This is a genomic window from Psychrobacter sp. ASPA161_6, assembly GCF_051970285.1.
Classification (GTDB): domain Bacteria; phylum Pseudomonadota; class Gammaproteobacteria; order Pseudomonadales; family Moraxellaceae; genus Psychrobacter; species Psychrobacter glaciei.
This window is the reverse complement of the sequence record NZ_JBEFNJ010000001.1, coordinates 1,083,290-1,102,797: the sequence shown is the minus strand read 5'-3', so window position 1 is coordinate 1,102,797 and position 19,508 is coordinate 1,083,290. Positions and strand designations below refer to the sequence as shown.

The following is a 19,508-nucleotide window of genomic DNA, read 5'->3' as shown; positions in this document are numbered from 1 at the left end:
TAGGTTATTCATTGTTGAGAGAATTAGGATGTTTTTTAAGTAGCAGACTAGGCTCTGTTTTGGGTATACCCCAAGGGAACCAGTCAAACAGACCTCCAAACCTATTAACAGACCACTAGAATGGAACCACCTATATTAGGGCATGTTTGATGATGTATAAGTAGACATTGCTGACACTAAAGTGAGCCAATACTGCGTGACAACTCTCGCTCAGGCACCAGTTTTATACAAGAGGTCTATTAATAAGCGATTTATCGGCCATCTCATTTGCCATCAATAATGCTTGGTATAAGCTGGTAGCACTTGCACCACCACGTCCCGCTAAATCAAGCGCCGTACCATGATCGACCGAGGTACGAATATAAGGCAATCCCAAAGTTAGGTTGACCGTATCACCAAAGCCATGCGATTTTAGCACCGGCAACCCTTGGTCATGATACATAGCAATCACTGCATCACAGTTTGCTAAATGTCTAGGCGTAAACAAAGTATCTGCTGGCATCGCCGTTGATATATTGACGCCTGCATCAATAAACGCTTGTAATACCGGATTGATAATCTCAATTTCCTCGATGCCCAAATGCCCACCCTCGCCTGCATGAGGATTAAGACCACAAACCAAAATGCGTGGCTGCATTAAGCCAAACTTCTCTCGCATATCATCGATGACGATTTGTACTGTTTGGCGGACATTGTCAGCAGTGATGGCGGCAGGAATGTCTTTTAGTGCCAGATGCGTGGTGACGAGCGCCACTTTCATGGCTTGATTAGCAAGCATCATGACGACTTTCTCACAGCCACTTTGCTGCATAAAAAACTCAGTATGACCGCTAAACATCGTGCCATCGAGCAATTTTATACCAGCATCTATCAAGGCAGATTTTTGCAATGGTCCTGTGACGATAGCAGCAACTGTTTTGTTGGTTGCCAACTGATGGGCAACTGCTAATTGCTTGGCGACCATCGCTGAATTACTGATATTAATTTTTCCGCAAACGACTGGCGCAGCACAAGGCGTATTCAGCAGAATAAAAGCACTATCGCTGTTCACAGTTTGCTGTGATAATTGACTTAAAAAATCATCAGCTTCTATATTTGCATCCATCGTTTGCCAAGCTGGACAGCTTTCGAGTACGCCTGCCATTACAAGTGTATCTGCACGCTTTTGCATAGCGGTGCTATCTGCCGTAACCCAAATGGGACGTTCAAAATCTTGCAACTTGCCTTCAGCCGCTAATAGCAGTACGACGTCCATACCAATGCCAGCAGGCTCACCTGTGGTAATAAGCAGCGGCAGTCTTTTATTCGTCATAACAATGACCTTATTTTAAATTAAGTAATTGATTTTATTGTATTTATAATTAAAATTATCATATTCTATATCTGGGCGTTATATTCTATTTCACAGTCTAGGGATTTCTATAACTACGGATTTAGTTATTTATCTCGTCTAAAAAAAGCACATAATGTGTTAAACTTTCGCCTCTGATTGTAGCATTTACAAGCAAGCGCAAGACCGCCTTTTATTACTTTTTGCGTTTTAGAACTTCTTATATTCTGGGATTTTTACCATAGAGTATGCCTGACTTGTTTTGCTACATGACCAACTCACATTCTTATACCGATTTTTAACTCATTAGGCACTCATGGCAGATACTGAAAAAACCGACGACTTACTCAATCAAACTCCGCCGCACAATATCGATATTGAAAAGGCTTTGCTTGCGTCTTTGATGAGTATCGAAGAGGCGTACGACAAGATTGCCGATATCGTCACAAAAGATGACTTCTACGCTGGACGACATCAATATATTTTTGATGCCATTGCCCATTTGGCAGCCGTCAATGAACCTTATGATACGGTCATGGTACACGACTGGCTAGAAGCGCAGAAATTACTCAAAGGTGCAGGTGGTGACAGTTACTTAGCAGATATTTTGAGCCAAAGTCCCGCCACTTTATTTAACCTCACCGCTTACGCTCAGCGTGTACGTGAGCTATCTACTCTACGCCAACTGATCACTACTGGCAATGAGATGCTAGCGCTTGCCTATAATCCTAAAAGCCAAAGTGTTAGTGATATTTTGGACAGTGTCGAGGGCAAAATATTTAGTATCAATGAGCAGCACAATAAACGTGCCGAACAACGTGGCCCTGTAGGCATCACCTCTGTGCTGACCAATGTCATCGATAAAATTCAAGAGCTTAAATCCAATCCCGACGGCATGATTGGGTTGCAGACGCCATTCGCTGAATTGAACAATAAAACGCAGGGGCTGCAAGCAGGCGATTTGATCATTGTCGCTGCCCGTCCTTCTATGGGTAAAACCACCTTTGCCATGAACTTGGCAGAAGGGATTTTATTTAACGAAGATTTACCGGTTGTGGTGTTTTCGATGGAGATGCCCGCAGAGTCTATTGTCATGCGCTTGCTGTCATCGTGGGGCGCAATCAATCAGACGCACTTGCGTTCAGGACAAATGAATGAAGATGAATGGGCAAAAATGATGAATGCCATTCAACACCTCCAATCAAAACACTTGTATATCGATGACAGTACTGCCCTGCCACCATCTGAGATGCGCTCACGCTGTCGCCGTATCGCCAAAAACCATGATGGCAAGCTTGGTGCTATCGTGGTCGATTACCTGCAGTTGATGAAAGTACCCAATCTCGATGGCAACCGTGTGGGCGAGATTTCTGAGATTTCTCGTAGTCTAAAAGCACTGGCACGTGAGCTTGAATGTCCCGTCATTGCGTTATCGCAGCTTAACCGCAGTCTAGAGAACCGCCCTAACAAGCGTCCTATCATGTCGGATTTGCGTGAATCGGGTGCGATTGAGCAGGATGCCGATTTGATTATGTTTATCTATCGTGATGAGGTCTATAATGAAAACTCAGACCACAAAGGTGTGGCTGAAATTATCATCGGTAAACAACGTAACGGCCCTATTGGTACGCTACGGTTAGGCTTTGAAGGTCAATTTACCCGCTTTATCAACTTAACGCCCGAGTACTATCAAAACGCCAGCTTTGAAAATGATGAATAACCAATCTTATAAAGTTTAAGTTTGATAAAGACGTAGAGGTTTGATCATCAATTAATAAATAATTTTTTAGAAAATAGCCAGTGCTGCATTAGCCAATTGATGCCGTACTGGCTTTATAACTTCATAATTCTACTCATAAAGAAGGCGATTATGCGCACCATTACTATAAAACCAAAAGCCATTACCCATAACCTCAATCAAGTAAAACAACGTGCTCCCCAGTCTAAAGTGTTGGCGATGGTCAAATCTAACGCTTACGGACACGGCGTTGCAGCAGTCCTGCCAGCATTACAGCAAGCAGATGGCATTGGTGTCGCCACCTTAACTGAAGCGCTAGAAGCCAGAAAATTGGGGTGGAATAAAACCATAGGATTGGTAGAAGGTGCGTTTACCGCCGATGAGTGGCAGCAGGCCATTGAGCAAGATATCAGCTGCGTGATTCACCACGGGCCACAATTGGAATGGGCACTACAAAACATTCCTCCAGCCAATAGTGCGACTAGAGTGGTTTGGCTTAAATACAATACGGGTATGAACCGCTTGGGCTTTAATGCCGAGGGCGTGCTGTTGGCGGCTAAGCGTCTGCATGAAGCGGGATATCAGCTGATATTAACCACGCATTTTGCCAATGCTGATGACCACGACCACCAGTTAAATGCGATGCAAATTCAGCGTTTCTCAGACGTATTATCGACTTTACAAAGTACTATTAGCCCAGATATCAAAGGCTCATTATGCAATTCTGCTGGTATCGTTAATTTTCCAGAGCACCATTATGATTGGGTACGTCCAGGCATCATCTTATATGGTAGCTCACCTGTTACTGACCAAAGCGCACAGGAATTAAACTTGCAAGCAGCGATGGATTTTAGTGCTCAAATCATTGCGCTACAGAATGTCAGTGCCAATGATGCTATCGGCTACGGTAGTCGCTGGCAAGCTCAGCAAGATACCAGAACTGCATTGGTTAGCGTTGGTTATGGAGACGGCTATCCGCGTGTGATCAGTGACGACGCTTATGTCACGGTCATTGATGCTAGCAGCAATCAAAGCTACCGCTGTCCTGTGATTGGGCGTGTGGCAATGGATATGATAGTCGTTGATATCAGTAGCGCACCCGAGAGTCTAGCCATAGATAGCAAAGTGGTTCTTTGGGGCGATGCGCCGCGCGTCGATGAAATCGCAGGGCATGCGGGTACGATTAGCTACGAGCTACTGTGCCGCCTAAGCATACGTCCAAACCGTGTACTGGCGTAGTCATCGAAACCTATCAGGATTTGATAGCTGACTACTCTGTTTGACGTATTTAGTGAGCCATTTACTCTTGATAAAATTGCCCGTTTACATTGAAAGTAAATACGCTATACTAAAAGTTTGTTGTCAACCCCGCATACGCACTGAACACACATTGACGCGATGCTATTGAACACTGATGACGTTTCACTGACTGCGATCGACTGCTAGGATTACTATGAGTTTGCGCCATTTTTTGACCTTATCTGATTTAACCAAACAAGAACTAGAAAACCTAATCAAACGTGCAAGCGAGCTGCGTAAGATGCAACACGCAGGCGAGATCTATCAGCCTTTTGTGGGTCGTACGCTTGGCATGATATTTGAAAAGTCATCGACTCGTACCCGTATCTCGTTTGAGACAGGCATGGGTCAATTTGGTGGCAATGCTATATTTTTATCACCGAACGACACGCAGCTCGGTCGCGGTGAGCCATTAGAAGACTCAGCCCGCGTGATCTCTAGCATGGTTGATATCATCATGATTCGTACCTTTGGGCACGAAAAAGTTGAGACTTTTGCTGAATACTCAAGTGTACCTATTATCAATGCGTTGACCGATGATTATCATCCTTGTCAATTGCTTGCTGATATGCAGACCTATTATGAACATCGCGGTAGCATTGAAAACAAAATCGTGACATGGGTCGGTGATGGCAACAATATGTGCTCATCATTTATGCAAGCTGCCAATCAGTTTGGCTTTGAATTACGTGTGGCTGCGCCTTATGGATTTGAGCCTGATCCAAAGCTCATGGAGCGCTTCTCACATTGCGTCAGTCTAGTAGAAAACGTGCAAGATGCGGCAAAAGACGCCAATTTAATCGTCACCGACGTGTGGGCAAGTATGGGGCAAGAGTCAGAGCAAAACACGCGCGCGCGTCGTTTCGCGCCTTATCAAGTAACACCTTCTCTATTGGACAAAGCTGATCCTGAAGTGGTGTTTATGCACTGCTTGCCAGCCCATCGTGGCGAAGAAATTTCCCATGATATGCTAAATGATCCCCGCTCTGTCGTTTGGGACGAAGCCGAAAACCGCTTACATGCCCAAAAAGCATTGATGGAATTTTTGCTAAAAGATAAGATCAAAATCTAAGAAATATAGCGATAAGCTATTTATCAACGAGCAAAAAACAAAAAGGCAAATCACATCTACAGTGATTTGCCTTTTTGTTTTTTGCTATCAATTCGGTACATTATGATCAAGAAATTTTAACGAGTAAGTGTGATTACCCCATCACTACCCGCTTTTAGTAAAATATCCGCTTGGTTGGCGGCAAAGATACCATTACAGACCACACCAACGATATTATTCAACTCTTTCTCAAGCACTATTGGATTGCTCACATCTAAGTCATACGTATCTAAAATGACATTGCCATAATCGGTGACAAAATCATCACGGTAAACAGGATCGCCGCCCAGACGAGCTAGCTGCCGCGCCACATACGAGCGTGCTTGTGGTAATACTTCGATCGGTACTGGGAACGCGCGGCCTAGTATTTCGACACTCTTACTCTCATCGACCATACATATAAATTTATTAGATGCCGCCGCGACGATTTTTTCACGCGTGAGTGCCCCGCCGCCACCTTTGATCAATTGCAAGTGTTCATTGACTTCATCAGCACCATCAATATAAACATCTAGCGTACCAGCAAAGTTCAAATCGACTATTTCAATGCCAAGCGCACGAAGCTTATCTTCAGTCACTTGTGAGCTGGCAACCGCGCCAGCAAGCTTTAACTGCGGCAAGAGCTCAATCAAACAGTTGACCGTACTGCCTGTGCCTACCCCAAGTATCATACCGTCTTCGATATAGCTTAGCGCTGCTTTGGCGGCGGCTTGCTTCTGTGCTTGCTGATCACTCATCATAAATCCTTGGTAAAATAAACGTATCGTTTCAAAAAAGTAAATGGCAAAAGAGGTAAAATGCGCGGCTATTATAACCGATGACTTTAATGGATGTCAGCGTATAGCCGGTTCTGATAGCAAGATATCACGTCAATCTTTTACAATCGAGATAAATGTGGCAACCAAAATACCAAGGCTAGCAGCGTGGCTAATAATACTGGCGGTGTAATAATTAGCCCGATCTTCATATACTGCCCCCAGCTGATTTTATAGTCTTTCTCTGCCAATACATGCAGCCACAATAAGGTTGCCAGACTTCCAATAGGCGTAAATTTTGGACCCAAGTCATTGCCAATCACATTGGCATAAATCATCAACTCACGAGTAGAGGCAGGTACTTGCGCGCTATCAATCGCTAATGCGCCTACGAGAGTAGATGGCATATTGTTCATGACTGAAGCCACAATGGCGGAAAGAAACCCAGTCCCTAATGTTGCTATGAGATTGCCTTGCTGCCCTAACCAAGTTAAAACGTGAGCACCATAAGCGGTTAACCCTGCATTACCCAAACCATAAACCACCAAATACATACCGATTGAAAACAACACGATCTGCCAAGGCGCTTTACGTACAATGTCAGACACAGAAATGACAGCACCTCGACCACCTTGCCACCAGCGACCTGCGATTGCCATCAGTAGTAGCGCGGCGACTCCGGTGACGAGTGAAATAGGCAATCCCAAGGACTCCGTTGCAAAATAAGCAACCAGTAAAAATGCCAATAGCGGAAAAGCCGCTCTAAAAACTAACGGATCTTCGATAGCAGACATTGGCGCGCTAAGATTGGCAATGGCATAGTGTTTTGGGATTTGACGAGCATATACCACCCATAGCACTGCTAATGTCGCGATGACAGAGACGATGTTTACCGGCACCATGACCGCCGCATAACGTCCAAAGCCAATATCAAAATAATTGGCGCTGACGATATTGACCAAATTAGACGTAATTAAAGGCAGGCTGGCGGTATCAGCAATGAAGCCGGTCGCGATGATAAAAGCCAAAGCGGATGGCGGTGAGAACTTAAGCCGTAGCAAGATAGCAATGACAATCGGTGTCAGGAGTAGTGCTGCACCATCATTGGCAAAGAAGGCTGAAATAAACGCGCCCAATATCACAATCATGGGAAACAACAACCGCCCTTGCCCCTTACCAAGTCTGGCCACATGTAGAGCCGCCCAACCAAAAAATCCTGCTTTATCTAAGATAAGCGAGATAATAATAAGCGCCACAAAAGTAAAGGTCGCATCCCAAACGATGTCCCATACCACACCGACATCGGATAACTGCACCACGCCGAAAGTCAAGGCGATCAAGGCACCGCCCATTGCGCTCCAACCAATGCCCAATCCTTTAGGCTGCCATATCACCAAAACCAAAGTCACGATAAAAATAATGAGTGCGAGCATGGAGCAACCTTATTTACAGCGTATTTATTATATAGTCAGTGAAAAGCAATATCGATACATCATGCACTGCTGATATCAATTTTTCTTGCTTGCTGTGCCTGAGCAGACAGAGGCTACAAAAAATTAATATCAGCAGTGCCGTAGCGTTTTTAGGGTGTTTTGACTATATAAGAGATTAGATCGATTTTTGATTGACACGTTGCGACACTGCTTCAGCGTTTTCAACCCGTTCTGAATAGCGATCAGTCAGATAGGCTGAACGCCCACGAGTGAGCCAAGTGAACTTCACCAACTCTTCGCAGACATCCACAAGACGCAGGTATAAGGACGACTTATCCATACGATTATCGTCGTTAAATTCTAAAAAGGCTTTAGGAATAGATGATTGATTCGGGATAGTAATCATCCGCATCCAACGCCCAAGAATACGCAATTGATTGACTGTATTAAAGCTTTGGCTGCCACCGCTGACTTGCATCACGGCTAAGGTCTTACCTTGGGTCGGACGTACGCCACCCAGTGACAATGGAATCCAATCGATTTGTGCTTTCATAATACTAGTAATGCTGCCATGACGCTCTGGACTGACCCACAGCATGCCTTCTGACCACTGCGCCAGCTCGCGTAACTCTTGTACCTTTGGATGGTCGCTATCAGCATCGTCAGGCAACGGCAAACCCGATGGATTAAAAATCCGCACCTCGCAGCCATACCAACGCAGTAGACGGCTAGCCTCTTCGGCCGCCAGTCTAGAGAAAGAGCGCTCACGTAACGAACCATATAGCACCAATATCTTGGGTGGGTGTCGTGGGTCGTTTGTACTAACTAATGACTCAATATCAATAGGTTGTATATTGAGTGAATCAATATTGGGCAAGTCACTTAGATTAGACAAGTCATCTACGTCAGGTTGCCCTGTATTAACCTTAACCATGATGTAGAACCTCTCCATCTTCTTTAGTAAAGCTACTGACTGGATTCTCTAATAATTCAAATACCCGCTCGGATGGTCGGCATAGCGCTGCGCCCTTATTGGTGAGCACAATAGGACGGTTGATTAAAATAGGATGCGTAATCATGGCATCGATAATCTGATCATCAGATAGCTCAGGATTATCTAATCCCAATTCATCACTAATGGCTTCCTTACTTCGTAATAACTCTCTTGGGGAGATGTTCATCTTTGCCAACAGCTCTACTAAGTATTCACGGGCTGGTGGGGTTTTTAGGTATTCCACGACTTCTGGATGCTCACCAGATGCCTTCATGATGGCTAACGTATTACGAGAAGTACCGCATTTTGGATTGTGAAAAATTAAGGATGTCATAGCAATTTCACCTATTTTATCAATGTAATTTATTAAATGGGTTTGGCTTGGTATTAGGGCCTATCTTTATTGTCAGATATATCACTTTCACATCCGTTTAAACTGCTCATAAGTGATGCGCATAATTCTGGATGTCCTGCACAACAATCTTGTAATAAAAACTGCACAACAGCTTCCATATGCGACAATGAGGCACGATAGATTATCTGCCGGCTGTGCCGTTGAGAGACCACCCACCCCGCTCGTGCCAGCACCGATAGATGCGCTGACATGGTGTTATGTGGCACTGACAATTGACGGGCTATTTCACCCGCAGGCAGACCTTCAGGCTCTTGACTAACAAGCAACCTAAAAGCCTTAAGACGAGTATCTTGAGAGAGCGCAGCAAAGCTTGCGATAGCATTGGTTATTTCCATATGTCCAATAATATAGACATATGGAAATAATTCAATGTTTTTTAATAAAATATTTATAGACAACCAACCTCATCTTTCATCAAATTTTTAAATCATGCAAAAACTGCAATTGTGTCTTGCAAGATAGTTAAAATCAGCATAGGCTAATCTATTTCGTTTTTATATTCACTTTTTTAGGAATCATTATGCTGTCACACTGGGTACGAGCCATCTTGCAAGCCACCGTTTATGACGTTGCTATTCAAACGCCACTAGAAGCGGCACCCAAGCTGACCCAACGTTTTGCTAATGATATTCGTTTTAAACGCGAAGATTTACAACCGGTCAAATCCTTTAAATTGCGCGGTGCTTATAACCGCATCAGCCAATTGAGCGATGAGCAAAAAGCGCGCGGCGTCATTTGTGCTTCAGCGGGCAATCATGCACAAGGGGTTGCCTACTCTGCGCGCAAATTATCGCTTAACAACATCATTGTCATGCCGACCACCACACCCGATATCAAAGTGGATGCGGTGAGAGCGCTTGGTGGGAATGTCGATTTACATGGTGATAGCTTTGACCAAGCCAACCGCTATGCGATTGATCGTGCTGAGCGTGAGGGCCTAACCTTTATTCCACCTTACGATGATGAGCTGGTCATCGCCGGACAAGGCACCATTGGACTTGAGCTGACCCAACAATGGCGTAATATGGATTACGTCTTCGTCGCAGTTGGCGGTGGTGGTCTCATCTCAGGTGTCGCCGCATTCTTAGGAGAAGTGGCGCCGCATGTCAAAGTCATCGCCGTAGAAGCGGAACAATCAGCCTGCTTAAAAGCGGCACTCCAAGCGAATGAACGCGTGAAACTTGAGCAAGTAGGACTCTTCGTCGATGGTGTGGCCGTTGCCCAAATTGGCGAGTTGCCTTTTGAGGTAGTACGTACTCAAAAAAGCGATAACTCGGGTCCTGTGGTCGAACCTGAGGTCGTTACTTGTAGTAATGATGAAGTCTGTGCTGCCGTCAAAGACATTTTTGAAGAAAACCGTAGTATCGTTGAACCCGCCGGTGCACTGTCTGTTGCTGGCATGAAAAAATACATTGAAGCTCATAATCTACAAGGTAAAAACTGCGTCGGTATTATTTGCGGCGCCAATATGAATTTTGATCGCCTGCGTTATATCGCTGAGCGTACTGAAATTGGTGAGAAAAAAGAAGCTATTTTTGCCGTAACGATTCCTGAGCAAACTGGGGCGTTCTTAAACTTCTGCCGTAGCCTACATGGACGTAATATCACTGAATTTAACTACCGTGCCGATAGCAAAAAATCCCCAGACTCGATGGAACCGGCGGCGATATTCGTCGGTATCGCCCTAAAAGAGGGGGATAAAGAGCGCAAAACCATCAGCAATCAGTTGGCAGACGATGGTTATACCGCGCATGACCTAACCGATGATGATATCGCCAAATCACATATCCGTCATTTGATTGGTGGTCACGCACATGTCGAAAATGAGCAGCTGTTAAAGATTGCCTTTCCTGAACGTCCCGGGGCGTTGCTTACTTTCTTAGAAAAGCTGGGCGATGATTTTAATATTACCTTGTTCCATTACCGCAATCATGGTGCTGCTGAAGGCCGTGTGTTGGTTGGTCTACAAGCCTCTGAAAGTAATTCACGTTTATTACAAGACGCCCTACTTGATATCGGCTATGACTGTACGACTATTACCGACAATATCGGCTATCAACTGTTTTTGAAATAAACAGAATAGCGATAAGCCATTCTCTAACATGGCCGTTTTTTAATGGATTAAAAAATGGCCATTAATGCATTCGTAGAGGTTGTTCGTTTGTAGAAATCATTCACTTGTAGTGATTATAATGTAGCGGTTATAAAGTAATGTAGCGATTATAAACAGGTACTGAACGATGATTAAGAAGATATTAATAACCGTTATATTGCTCGTTTTAGCACTTGTGGGTTATAGGATGCTTCAACCTAAAGACGCCACGAACACTCCTACCACTGAAATTATGGCTGACCGTTCTGCTAATGGTGCTTTCACATCTACTGACTTCGATGATATACCACCAACCTATGTCGATTTAGAGGCACCTTCATCATCAGTTTCAGTGGTAAATCCAGTATTAGCGCCACAAACAGCCGTAGCAAGCTTTTCGTGTGACGGTAGAAAACATTGTTCCCAGATGACATCCTGTGCAGAAGCGACTTACTTCTCCAACCACTGTCCCAACACAAAAATGGATGGCAACCATGATGGCATACCCTGTGAGAAACAATGGTGTAAATGATTTTATACACAGCATAAATTGAGAGACTGCTATGCATGTTCCTTCAATGGCTAAGTCGAAGCTTCCATGCTCAGCACTATTGGCGATGAAAATCTACTTTTACATATTTTAATAGCTTTCTGCTCTTTCAATTGGCAAAAAAAGCACCATTATTATCTTACTTTATTGATATCTATGAGGTTTTGATGAGTAAACACAATAAAAACCACAATCAACCCAGCCATAGCCAACCTGATGCTGTGCGTATGCGTCTTGATAAATGGTTATGGTCAGCGCGTTTTTATCGCACCCGTACCCTTGCCAAAGAAGCCATCGAGAGCGGACGGGTACATTATGCAGGTAGTCGTGTAAAGACCAGCAAAGAGATTGCCGTTGGAGATGAATTGAGTATTCGCCAAGGCTCGGCCACTGCCATGACTGAAAAAACCGTCATTGTCGAATCGCTAACAGCGCAACGTGGTAATGCAATTGCCGCGCAAGTATTGTATTCAGAGACTGAGGAGAGCGAAGAGCGCCGTGCTTATCATGCTGAGCAGCGCAAACTTGCCAACCTTGCCCGCCCTGATAACAAACCCAATAAGAAAGAGCGCCGCGATATACAACGCTTTAAGAACAAACAAGACTAACAGCTATAGTCAAATCCACTATAAAAGTGTGACAGCGTTAACCCCGCTTGAAGTGTGACCTATACCTCTACACTCGGTTGCCTTGTACCACTTTCAAATTGAACCGACTATACTAACGTTAATAAATCATTCTATCTCTAAAAGCTGAGCTGCTTTTAGAGATAATCACTTGCGTGACCCTATTGTTTAGCTTCTACCCTTGCCATTCAAGGTATTAAGCGTTACGCTGATTACTTATTTATCTACTAGATAGCATGCTCATAAACCGCATCATCAATGCCGGTTTTTTATGGCATGTTTTTTTTGTTGTAAGAAAAGGTCATATTATGCTGATGAAAACTTGTACCCCATCGTCCGTATTATTGGTTTGTTTAGGGAATATTTGCCGGTCACCAACTGCTGAGGAAGTTTTTCGTCAGCAAGCGGCGATTGCAGGCTTATCGATCAAGGTAGATTCAGCAGGCACTGGCGACTGGCATATTGGCCATGCGCCAGATGAGCGTGCACAGCGCCATGCAAAAGCATACGGTTACAAAATCAACAAACTGGTTGCCCGCCAAGTAAGTGCTGATGACTTTCGTAATTTTGAGTTAATACTGGCAATGGACACGCAAAATTTAGCCGACCTACAAGCCATTAAAGACAGTCTCTCGGATCCAGATGACAATTTAGCAAAGTTGGCGTTATTCAGTGAAGAAGACCCTACTTATGGCGGCGATGACGTGCCAGATCCTTATAAAGGCGATAGCGATGCCTTTGAAGAAGTGATTGAACGGATTGAGTCAAGCGCACAGGCTTGGATCGAAAGTTGGAAGACTTGCTAGCGATACCGTCCATATTTATGCTACTTTTATAGACTGTATCCTTTATAATAAACACCGCATCATTTTTTGTTTATTTGCCCCATAGGCTATGTTATGACCTCAGCTGTGCATCTTGAATCCCGCGACCAACACCCTGTATCAACTGAGTTACCGATTGACTCATTCAGTGCTCAGGCGGTCGATTTGTCGCATGATAATACTATGGCGTTGGCCTGTGTCGCTGATGCTGTCGTGACCTTGACAGATGAGGCGCAGCTAGACAGTTTTATGACAAGCTATATCAATAATTCTGGGCATAAGCCATCGTTATTCGTCTTATCTGGCGGTAGCAACGTGTTATTGCCCGCGCAGTTAACGGCGACGGTATTACAGCCACAGATGCGCGGTATTAGCCTAGTGGCAGAGACAGATAGCTACGTCGATATTGAAGTGATGGCGGGTGAGAACTGGCATGATTTAGTGGTTCATACCGTTGAGCAAGGCTGGTATGGATTAGAAAATCTGGCACTGATACCTGGTCTAACGGGTGCTGCACCAGTACAAAACATCGGCGCTTACGGTGTCCAACTAGAGGACTGTTTACAATACGTCCGTGCTTATCATTTACCAACTCAAACGTGGCATCGTCTATCGCTAACAGACTGCCAGTTTGGCTATCGCGATAGTATTTTTAAGCGCACGCCTAATACATGGTTGATCAGCCGCGTTGGCTTTAGATTGCATACCGATGCCAGTAGAATCCTAGCTAATTATGGCGATGTACACACAGTGGCGCAGCGCTATGCTAAACAGCAACATCGTGAGCAACCCACTCCCGCCGACGTCATGCAAGCGATCATCGATATTCGTCAGCAAAAACTCCCTGATCCTAAGCAGCTGCCTAATTGTGGCAGTTTTTTTCAGAATCCTATTATTCCTCAAGCACAGTTTACTGCCCTACAACAGACTTATCCTGCTATCGTTGGCTACCCTATGCCCGAGGCAATGGTAAAGGTTGCTGCTGGTTGGTTGATTGAACAGGCTGGTTTAAAAGGTGGCGGTATCGCCCCTATTGTCACCCATCAGCAGCAAGCACTGGTGCTGACCAATCACACCCCTTATCGAGCAACCCAAGATGATGTGGCGACAGCTCAGCGCTATATCGCTGCTACCGTATATGAAAAATTTGCCATTCAGTTATCGCGTGAGCCTGTTTGGATAAATGCAGACGGCTCCATTGGGTATGATGAGCATGTGGTCTAAGCGGCTATTATCTAAGCGATTGTGGCGATACTATTTGCGATCAGCCGAGCGTATGGTGAAGCTGTTTCGCATCATTAACGTCACCTTTTTGCTCGGCTCAACTTCTGTCATTTTAGTGCTCATTAGCTTATTCACCCCGCTATTTTCGCAAGCGGTCGTTTATGTATTTATGCTTTTGCCATTGCCCAGCATGCCATCGGTCGCAAAGAGTTCTCCACCTACCGCTTACGTGGTTTTGGGTGGTGGTCTAACCAACGATCACGATAACCAAATTATCCTCAATAATTACAGTCTCAATCGTGCTCGTACCGCTGCCACTGCTTATCATGATTTACCCTTGCCTATTGTTCTCAGTGGTGCCGAAGCACCTTGGCTCGGTCAATGGCTCATCGAGCATGGCATCGATGGTCTGATAAGCGAAAACGCCAGTATGAATACGTGCGAAAATGCCCGCTTTACGGCTAAGCGCATTCCGCTACATCATGTTTATCTCATTACTGATGGCTACCATATGGCACGTGCCCGCAGACAATTTGCTCTAAATGGTATCAATAGCACGCCAATCGAGGCACCATTACCCGTCAGGCGTGATTGGATGAAACCAGCACAAAACCTGAGTCACTCACGGCGTGCCGTTTACGAAATCGCGGCCTACTTGCGAGATGTGATACGTCCACAGATAGACTGTCGCCATGCGAATGACGTGACGTCCGAACAGCTATTGACACCCAGAGGTAATGCCGCAAAAACGCCTGTGCAATAACGTCAATAATTGGTGCATGCCATGGTTGATTGCCGTGCCTTATATTTTCCAATGATTCGCTCCATCACTTTTACCTCTACAAGTCATCCATTACACTAATGACAAGTGTATTATAATGTCAGAAACTGCTATTCAAGAGGTTTGCCATGCTCAGTATATTTTTATTAATTCCACTAAGTTTAATGCTGTTTGTGGTCGCCATCTGGGCAGTGCGTTATGCGGTCAAATCAAACCAATTTGAAGACTTAGACAATGCTTCACAACGCATTATATTAGATGATCGTCAAGAACGTCGACAAACCATGCAAGCTCATGAGCAATCAGCACCAAGTACGCAAATTGACAGTACCATCCCGGTGGATGATGCTGTCAATGACCAATCAGCTCATACTGATATCACGGCGATTGCGCCTGCTGATATTGATAGCACACCCAAAACATAGCTTTAAAAACATTTTGCCTTTGCACACCTTGCTGTTCATTTTTTTCTCAGTGACCAACTATAAAAGTAGGCTCACCTTTCGCCATTTTTAGGAGAAGTACCCCATGACCACAGCTTTACTCGTTGCGGCATTACTAATGGGATTTTTTGGTTCACCGCATTGTTTAGGTATGTGCGGCGGTTTGGTGACGGCTTTTGGTCTGTCTATGAAAGACGTTAGCCCCGCCAAACGCCGCGCTCTTGTAGCCACTTATCATTTAGGGCGTCTTAGCAGCTACGCGCTATTGGGTTTAGTCGCAGGTCTGATTGGTACGACCGTACTAGAGCCATTGATGCGAGGCAATAATATGCCGCGTATCTTATTAGGTCTTGTGCTGGTTTTTGTTGGTGTGACCATGCTTGGCGCGCCATTTTTGACCAAACTTGAGCGCTATGGTATGCGTTTTTGGCAGTATCTCAGTCCACTGCGTCAAAAAGTGTTTCCTTTAAACACCTTTCCACGAGCATTAGCCGCTGGTCTGTTGTGGGGGTTTTTGCCTTGCGGTTTGGTTTACGGCGCTCTACTGATTGCAGTAGTTGCCCATGACCCATTAAGCGGTGCAGCATTGATGTTCGTCTTTGGTCTGGGTACAGTACCAATGCTGGTTGCGACACACGAAACTGTTGGCTGGCTACGCGACAAAATTGGACGCTTTCGTCTACGCCAGATGAATGGAGCACTGATGGTAATGTCAGGTATGGCCGTCATTGTCGTGCCCTTAGTTATGGCAAATATGCATGGTGGGCATGATATGTCCAATATGCATGGCGATCATATGCAGATGAATGATTCACAAATGATGAACATGCCCATGGATGGATCGATGAATCATGGCAGCCATTCTGCGACGACGACTGATACAGATACCAATGCAGATACCAATGCCCATCATGATATGAGTCAAATGAATCATGACATGACACCCGCTATGGATGACACCATGAATCATAGCATGCACGATATGGACAGTATGACCAGCGAAGCAGACATGCAAAATCATCATGAAGCGATGATAGAATCTGCTGAATAAAGAATCAAAAGTCATAATTAAAAAAAGCCCTTAACATCAATCATGACGTTAAGGGCTTTTTTATTCATACAAAGCTAGCAAGATAAAGCCTAAGTTAGGTCAATTACTCCTGCCATTGCTCAAGCGTAAACTTGGTATCTAAGTGCTTCTCTAACGCAGGCAGATTAAAAGCATCATCTTCGCTAACGAAGCTAATACTGATACCAGTCTGTCCAGCACGGCCCGTACGACCAATGCGGTGTACGTAGTCATCTGGCTGATCAGGTAAGGTATAATTGACCACGTGGCTAATATCATCCACATGAATACCACGCCCTGCGACATCGGTGGCGACCAAGATAGAAGCATGACCATCTTTAAAACGCTGCAAGTATTTTTCGCGTTTTTGCTGAATGACATCGCCTGACAACATCACGATTTTGTGTCCTTGACGCAACTTGTGATAGAGACGCTTCACTTGGTCTTTGCGATTGGCAAAGACAATGACTTTATCGACAGCGGCATCACTGATAATACGCTGCAAAGCTTCTAATTTTTGATCTTCTGTTAATAGATAAAAGTGTTGATCGACCAATTCACTGGTTTTATGCTCAGGCTCAATTTCAACAAATTGCGGCTCATGTAACCAACGATACGCCAAGTTCATCACATCTTGGTTGAAAGTGGCAGAGAATAATAAACTTTGGCGATCGGTGTTAGAAGGCATCCGACCGACCAAGCGCTTGATATCTGGAATAAAACCCATATCCAGCATGCGATCTGCTTCGTCTAATACCAGCACTTCTACTCGATCCAAATAGACCATGCCTTTATTGGCCAGATCAATCAGACGACCAGGTGTCGCCACTAAAATATCAACATATTGACGGTCAAGCTCGTGCTGCTGGGTTTCATAATTTGTGCCACCCATAATACAAACACTGTGTAGCGAAGTATATTTGGTCAGAGCAATACAATCGTCAAATATCTGCTGTGCAAGCTCACGGGTCGGTGCCATGATCACTGCACGTGGTTCACCTAAATAGCGCTCTTCATCATTGGTAAAAGGACGCTTGAGTAATGCTTCCATAATAGTTAACAAAAACGTTGCCGTCTTACCAGTACCAGTTTGCGCCTGTCCGATAGCATCTTGATTTGCCAAGGTGTGCGGTAATATCTGCGCTTGAATAGGGGTCAATTCAGTAAAACCTAAATCACTTACCGCGCGTAAGGTCGGTGCAGAGAGTGGTAAATCAGTAAACGTTGTGAAGTTACTCAAAAAATCATCCTTTTGTATGAATTGCTTGTATTTTTCAATCAGTGACAAGCTTATGCTAAGCCTTAGCCTCGCTGTATATCGCTACCAATAACGATAAAAATCATGCATTGGTAAGCATAAAAAAGCCAAACCCGATGCCTACCCTCACCCATAATGATGAATTAAAATCAACATAGGTAAGATAAGACGGGCTTGACTCAGTAGTATATCAGTAGTTTATCCAGACATTGCAACTAAACTGCGCTAATGACTATCTCGACTACTCTTCTGTTTTTCTGACTTCTTCAGCTTGAAGACCTTTATCACCTTCGACAACGCTGAATTCAACTTTTTCGCCATCTTTTAGAGAGCGATAACCATCACCTTGGATCGCACGAAAATGGACAAAAATATCTTCTCCGCTATCACGTTGAATGAAACCAAAGCCTTTTGAGTCATTAAACCACTTTACGATACCTTGCTCACGAGCTGACATAATTTACTTCCTAAAAAAGTCGCTTAGCCCCAAATTCCTTTGCAACATTGCATATAAACGGGGTCTAAGATTGTGAAATCAGAATTAAACCTTACTACGTTAAACACTATCGTCTGAATATATACTTAGCTGAACCCTGTAGATTGCAGTGTTTCGCCATTACCTTTTACTAATACCAAAATAGCTTTTATATTCACTATAACTTACGTTAGAAAGCTTATATAAAGCTCGCGTTGATGATATTAGAGCACTAGTAACAAATTCGTAATATAGATTGCTTAAAAAATATCATAGCACGGGTTTTTAGCAACATAAAGACTTTTAGTATGGTTTTTAAAACTTAGATTGATTTTTCATGTAATTTTTTTATAACCTTACTGGCAAGCTGTTATCATAATGAAATAAGATTGGTTTTAGCGCGTCATTTCTTGATTTTTGAATCCTACTACTGATTATTAAGTTATCAATTATCCATACCATCCAATAGCGATAGAGAGCATTATGACGACCTCTTCTCAGTCAGCAGCGACATTAGAACCTGCTGGTCAATCAACAGAAATAGTGTTAACCCATAAATTATTATTGGTTAATGGGGTCAATCTCAATTTACTGGGCAAACGTGAGCCAGATATTTATGGTCATACGACGCTGGCTGATATTGAGCAGCACTTAATTGACCGCGCGGCCAATTATGGTGTTAAGCTGATTTGCATACAATCAAATCACGAAGGTAAGCTCGTTGATGATATTCAGCATCACGGATTGCTGGCAGATAGAGCCGCACAAGTAGACGCCATCATTATCAATCCTGCTGCATTCACTCACACCTCGGTTGCCCTACGCGATGCCTTATTGGCCACACAAAAATCTTTTATCGAGGTGCATCTGTCTAATGTGCACGCCCGTGAAGCCTTTCGGCAGCATTCTTATTTAAGCGATATTGCAACAGGCGTCATTTGTGGCTTAGGACATAGGGGCTATCAGATGGCATTGGATTATTGGCTGACTAATATGTATGCGATAAACCTGACCGATTAATGCTTTATAGTGGATATTTATAGTAAAGTTGCTCAAATATATTGAGCAAGTCATACAGAAAGAAAAAACTC

19 protein-coding genes and 1 pseudogene are annotated in these 19,508 nt (G+C 44.1%); 12 read left to right on the top strand and 8 right to left on the bottom strand.

Annotated elements, in window-relative coordinates; all coding sequences use genetic code 11:
* Positions 1-223: 223 nt before the first annotated feature.
* Positions 224-1,312 (bottom strand): 4-hydroxythreonine-4-phosphate dehydrogenase PdxA, encoded by a 1,089-nt coding sequence (gene pdxA / locus ACTQ9T_RS04535; protein ID WP_440464197.1) that lies wholly within the window; start codon positions 1,310-1,312, stop codon positions 224-226.
* A gap of 334 nt (positions 1,313-1,646) precedes the next feature.
* Between pdxA and dnaB the strand changes: the two genes are divergently transcribed.
* The 3 genes from dnaB to argF all read left to right on the top strand — a co-directional run bounded on the left by dnaB (position 1,647) and on the right by argF (position 5,439).
* The gene (gene dnaB / locus ACTQ9T_RS04530; protein WP_010198448.1) at positions 1,647-3,050 is read left to right on the top strand and encodes a replicative DNA helicase; all 1,404 of its coding nucleotides are present in this window, start codon (positions 1,647-1,649) and stop codon (positions 3,048-3,050) included.
* A gap of 150 nt (positions 3,051-3,200) precedes the next feature.
* The gene (alr, locus tag ACTQ9T_RS04525) at positions 3,201-4,307 is read left to right on the top strand and encodes an alanine racemase (RefSeq protein ID WP_440464196.1); all 1,107 of its coding nucleotides are present in this window, start codon (positions 3,201-3,203) and stop codon (positions 4,305-4,307) included.
* 214 nt (positions 4,308-4,521) lie between these two features.
* A complete protein-coding gene (argF, locus tag ACTQ9T_RS04520; RefSeq protein WP_010198425.1) occupies positions 4,522-5,439 on the top strand; it encodes an ornithine carbamoyltransferase in 918 nt (305 codons plus the stop codon).
* A 116-nt stretch (positions 5,440-5,555) separates the two neighbouring features.
* On the opposite strand, the gene rpiA is transcribed toward argF, so the two are convergent.
* The 5 genes from rpiA to ACTQ9T_RS04495 all read right to left on the bottom strand — a co-directional run bounded on the left by rpiA (position 5,556) and on the right by ACTQ9T_RS04495 (position 9,410).
* Positions 5,556-6,215 carry a ribose-5-phosphate isomerase RpiA gene (gene rpiA, locus ACTQ9T_RS04515; RefSeq protein ID WP_440464195.1) on the bottom strand — a complete coding sequence of 220 codons (660 nt, stop codon included), beginning with the start codon at positions 6,213-6,215 and terminating at the stop codon, positions 5,556-5,558.
* 140 nt (positions 6,216-6,355) lie between these two features.
* Positions 6,356-7,666 (bottom strand): arsenic transporter, encoded by a 1,311-nt coding sequence (locus ACTQ9T_RS04510; protein WP_440464194.1) that lies wholly within the window; start codon positions 7,664-7,666, stop codon positions 6,356-6,358.
* Positions 7,667-7,841: 175 nt separating this feature from the next.
* Entirely contained in the window at positions 7,842-8,600 is a 759-nt protein-coding gene (gene arsH / locus ACTQ9T_RS04505) for an arsenical resistance protein ArsH (protein ID WP_440464193.1), read from the bottom strand.
* A complete protein-coding gene (gene arsC, locus ACTQ9T_RS04500; protein ID WP_440464192.1) occupies positions 8,593-8,994 on the bottom strand; it encodes an arsenate reductase (glutaredoxin) in 402 nt (133 codons plus the stop codon). Before arsC ends, arsH begins: the two co-directional genes overlap by 8 nt.
* A 53-nt stretch (positions 8,995-9,047) precedes the next feature.
* Entirely contained in the window at positions 9,048-9,410 is a 363-nt protein-coding gene (locus tag ACTQ9T_RS04495) for an ArsR/SmtB family transcription factor (RefSeq protein WP_189581705.1), read from the bottom strand.
* A gap of 185 nt (positions 9,411-9,595) precedes the next feature.
* Here ACTQ9T_RS04495 and ilvA point away from each other — a divergent pair, with 185 nt between their 5' ends.
* From ilvA to ACTQ9T_RS04455, 8 genes and pseudogenes are all read left to right on the top strand, one after another.
* Positions 9,596-11,149: a threonine ammonia-lyase, biosynthetic gene (gene ilvA, locus ACTQ9T_RS04490; RefSeq protein WP_440464191.1), complete on the top strand. Its 1,554-nt coding sequence runs from the start codon at positions 9,596-9,598 to the stop codon at positions 11,147-11,149.
* Between the two features lie 397 nt (positions 11,150-11,546).
* Positions 11,547-11,699 (top strand): annotated as a pseudogene (locus ACTQ9T_RS04485) (excalibur calcium-binding domain-containing protein); the annotation flags it as partial.
* A 185-nt stretch (positions 11,700-11,884) separates the two neighbouring features.
* The gene (locus ACTQ9T_RS04480) at positions 11,885-12,325 is read left to right on the top strand and encodes an RNA-binding S4 domain-containing protein (protein WP_010198411.1); all 441 of its coding nucleotides are present in this window, start codon (positions 11,885-11,887) and stop codon (positions 12,323-12,325) included.
* A 326-nt stretch (positions 12,326-12,651) separates the two neighbouring features.
* Positions 12,652-13,149, top strand: coding sequence for a low molecular weight protein-tyrosine-phosphatase (locus ACTQ9T_RS04475; protein ID WP_352309249.1), 498 nt, complete (start codon positions 12,652-12,654; stop codon positions 13,147-13,149).
* A 93-nt stretch (positions 13,150-13,242) separates the two neighbouring features.
* Positions 13,243-14,391, top strand: a complete 1,149-nt coding sequence (gene murB, locus ACTQ9T_RS04470; RefSeq protein WP_440464190.1) for a UDP-N-acetylmuramate dehydrogenase — start codon at positions 13,243-13,245, stop codon at positions 14,389-14,391.
* A gap of 34 nt (positions 14,392-14,425) precedes the next feature.
* Positions 14,426-15,154, top strand: a complete 729-nt coding sequence (locus tag ACTQ9T_RS04465) for a YdcF family protein (protein WP_227676114.1) — start codon at positions 14,426-14,428, stop codon at positions 15,152-15,154.
* Between the two features lie 146 nt (positions 15,155-15,300).
* Positions 15,301-15,597: a cbb3-type cytochrome oxidase assembly protein CcoS gene (ccoS, locus tag ACTQ9T_RS04460; protein WP_440464189.1), complete on the top strand. Its 297-nt coding sequence runs from the start codon at positions 15,301-15,303 to the stop codon at positions 15,595-15,597.
* Between the two features lie 103 nt (positions 15,598-15,700).
* A complete protein-coding gene (locus tag ACTQ9T_RS04455; RefSeq protein ID WP_440464188.1) occupies positions 15,701-16,666 on the top strand; it encodes a sulfite exporter TauE/SafE family protein in 966 nt (321 codons plus the stop codon).
* Positions 16,667-16,769: 103 nt separating this feature from the next.
* On the opposite strand, the gene ACTQ9T_RS04450 is transcribed toward ACTQ9T_RS04455, so the two are convergent.
* Together ACTQ9T_RS04450 and ACTQ9T_RS04445 are read right to left on the bottom strand one after the other, a co-directional pair.
* Positions 16,770-17,924: a DEAD/DEAH box helicase gene (locus ACTQ9T_RS04450; RefSeq protein ID WP_194618637.1), complete on the bottom strand. Its 1,155-nt coding sequence runs from the start codon at positions 17,922-17,924 to the stop codon at positions 16,770-16,772.
* 259 nt (positions 17,925-18,183) lie between these two features.
* Positions 18,184-18,399 carry a cold-shock protein gene (locus ACTQ9T_RS04445; RefSeq protein WP_010198374.1) on the bottom strand — a complete coding sequence of 72 codons (216 nt, stop codon included), beginning with the start codon at positions 18,397-18,399 and terminating at the stop codon, positions 18,184-18,186.
* A 501-nt stretch (positions 18,400-18,900) separates the two neighbouring features.
* Between ACTQ9T_RS04445 and aroQ the strand changes: the two genes are divergently transcribed.
* Entirely contained in the window at positions 18,901-19,437 is a 537-nt protein-coding gene (gene aroQ, locus ACTQ9T_RS04440; protein WP_240215711.1) for a type II 3-dehydroquinate dehydratase, read from the top strand.
* Positions 19,438-19,508: the final 71 nt, after the last annotated feature.

What these genes read in the sequence shown, in the direction of transcription:
- ACTQ9T_RS04455 (WP_440464188.1), top strand. Translation starts at nt 15,701, where the DNA reads ATGACCACAGCTTTACTCGTTGCGGCATTACTAATGGGATTTTTTGGT.
- arsC (WP_440464192.1), bottom strand. Translation starts at nt 8,994, where the DNA reads ATGACATCCTTAATTTTTCACAATCCAAAATGCGGTACTTCTCGTAAT.
- ccoS (WP_440464189.1), top strand. Translation starts at nt 15,301, where the DNA reads ATGCTCAGTATATTTTTATTAATTCCACTAAGTTTAATGCTGTTTGTG.
- dnaB (WP_010198448.1), top strand. Translation starts at nt 1,647, where the DNA reads ATGGCAGATACTGAAAAAACCGACGACTTACTCAATCAAACTCCGCCG.
- ACTQ9T_RS04510 (WP_440464194.1), bottom strand. Translation starts at nt 7,666, where the DNA reads ATGCTCGCACTCATTATTTTTATCGTGACTTTGGTTTTGGTGATATGG.
- arsH (WP_440464193.1), bottom strand. Translation starts at nt 8,600, where the DNA reads ATGGTTAAGGTTAATACAGGGCAACCTGACGTAGATGACTTGTCTAAT.
- alr (WP_440464196.1), top strand. Translation starts at nt 3,201, where the DNA reads ATGCGCACCATTACTATAAAACCAAAAGCCATTACCCATAACCTCAAT.
- ACTQ9T_RS04495 (WP_189581705.1), bottom strand. Translation starts at nt 9,410, where the DNA reads ATGGAAATAACCAATGCTATCGCAAGCTTTGCTGCGCTCTCTCAAGAT.
- aroQ (WP_240215711.1), top strand. Translation starts at nt 18,901, where the DNA reads ATGACGACCTCTTCTCAGTCAGCAGCGACATTAGAACCTGCTGGTCAA.
- ACTQ9T_RS04480 (WP_010198411.1), top strand. Translation starts at nt 11,885, where the DNA reads ATGAGTAAACACAATAAAAACCACAATCAACCCAGCCATAGCCAACCT.
- pdxA (WP_440464197.1), bottom strand. Translation starts at nt 1,312, where the DNA reads ATGACGAATAAAAGACTGCCGCTGCTTATTACCACAGGTGAGCCTGCT.
- murB (WP_440464190.1), top strand. Translation starts at nt 13,243, where the DNA reads ATGACCTCAGCTGTGCATCTTGAATCCCGCGACCAACACCCTGTATCA.
- argF (WP_010198425.1), top strand. Translation starts at nt 4,522, where the DNA reads ATGAGTTTGCGCCATTTTTTGACCTTATCTGATTTAACCAAACAAGAA.
- ilvA (WP_440464191.1), top strand. Translation starts at nt 9,596, where the DNA reads ATGCTGTCACACTGGGTACGAGCCATCTTGCAAGCCACCGTTTATGAC.
- ACTQ9T_RS04445 (WP_010198374.1), bottom strand. Translation starts at nt 18,399, where the DNA reads ATGTCAGCTCGTGAGCAAGGTATCGTAAAGTGGTTTAATGACTCAAAA.
- rpiA (WP_440464195.1), bottom strand. Translation starts at nt 6,215, where the DNA reads ATGAGTGATCAGCAAGCACAGAAGCAAGCCGCCGCCAAAGCAGCGCTA.
- ACTQ9T_RS04475 (WP_352309249.1), top strand. Translation starts at nt 12,652, where the DNA reads ATGCTGATGAAAACTTGTACCCCATCGTCCGTATTATTGGTTTGTTTA.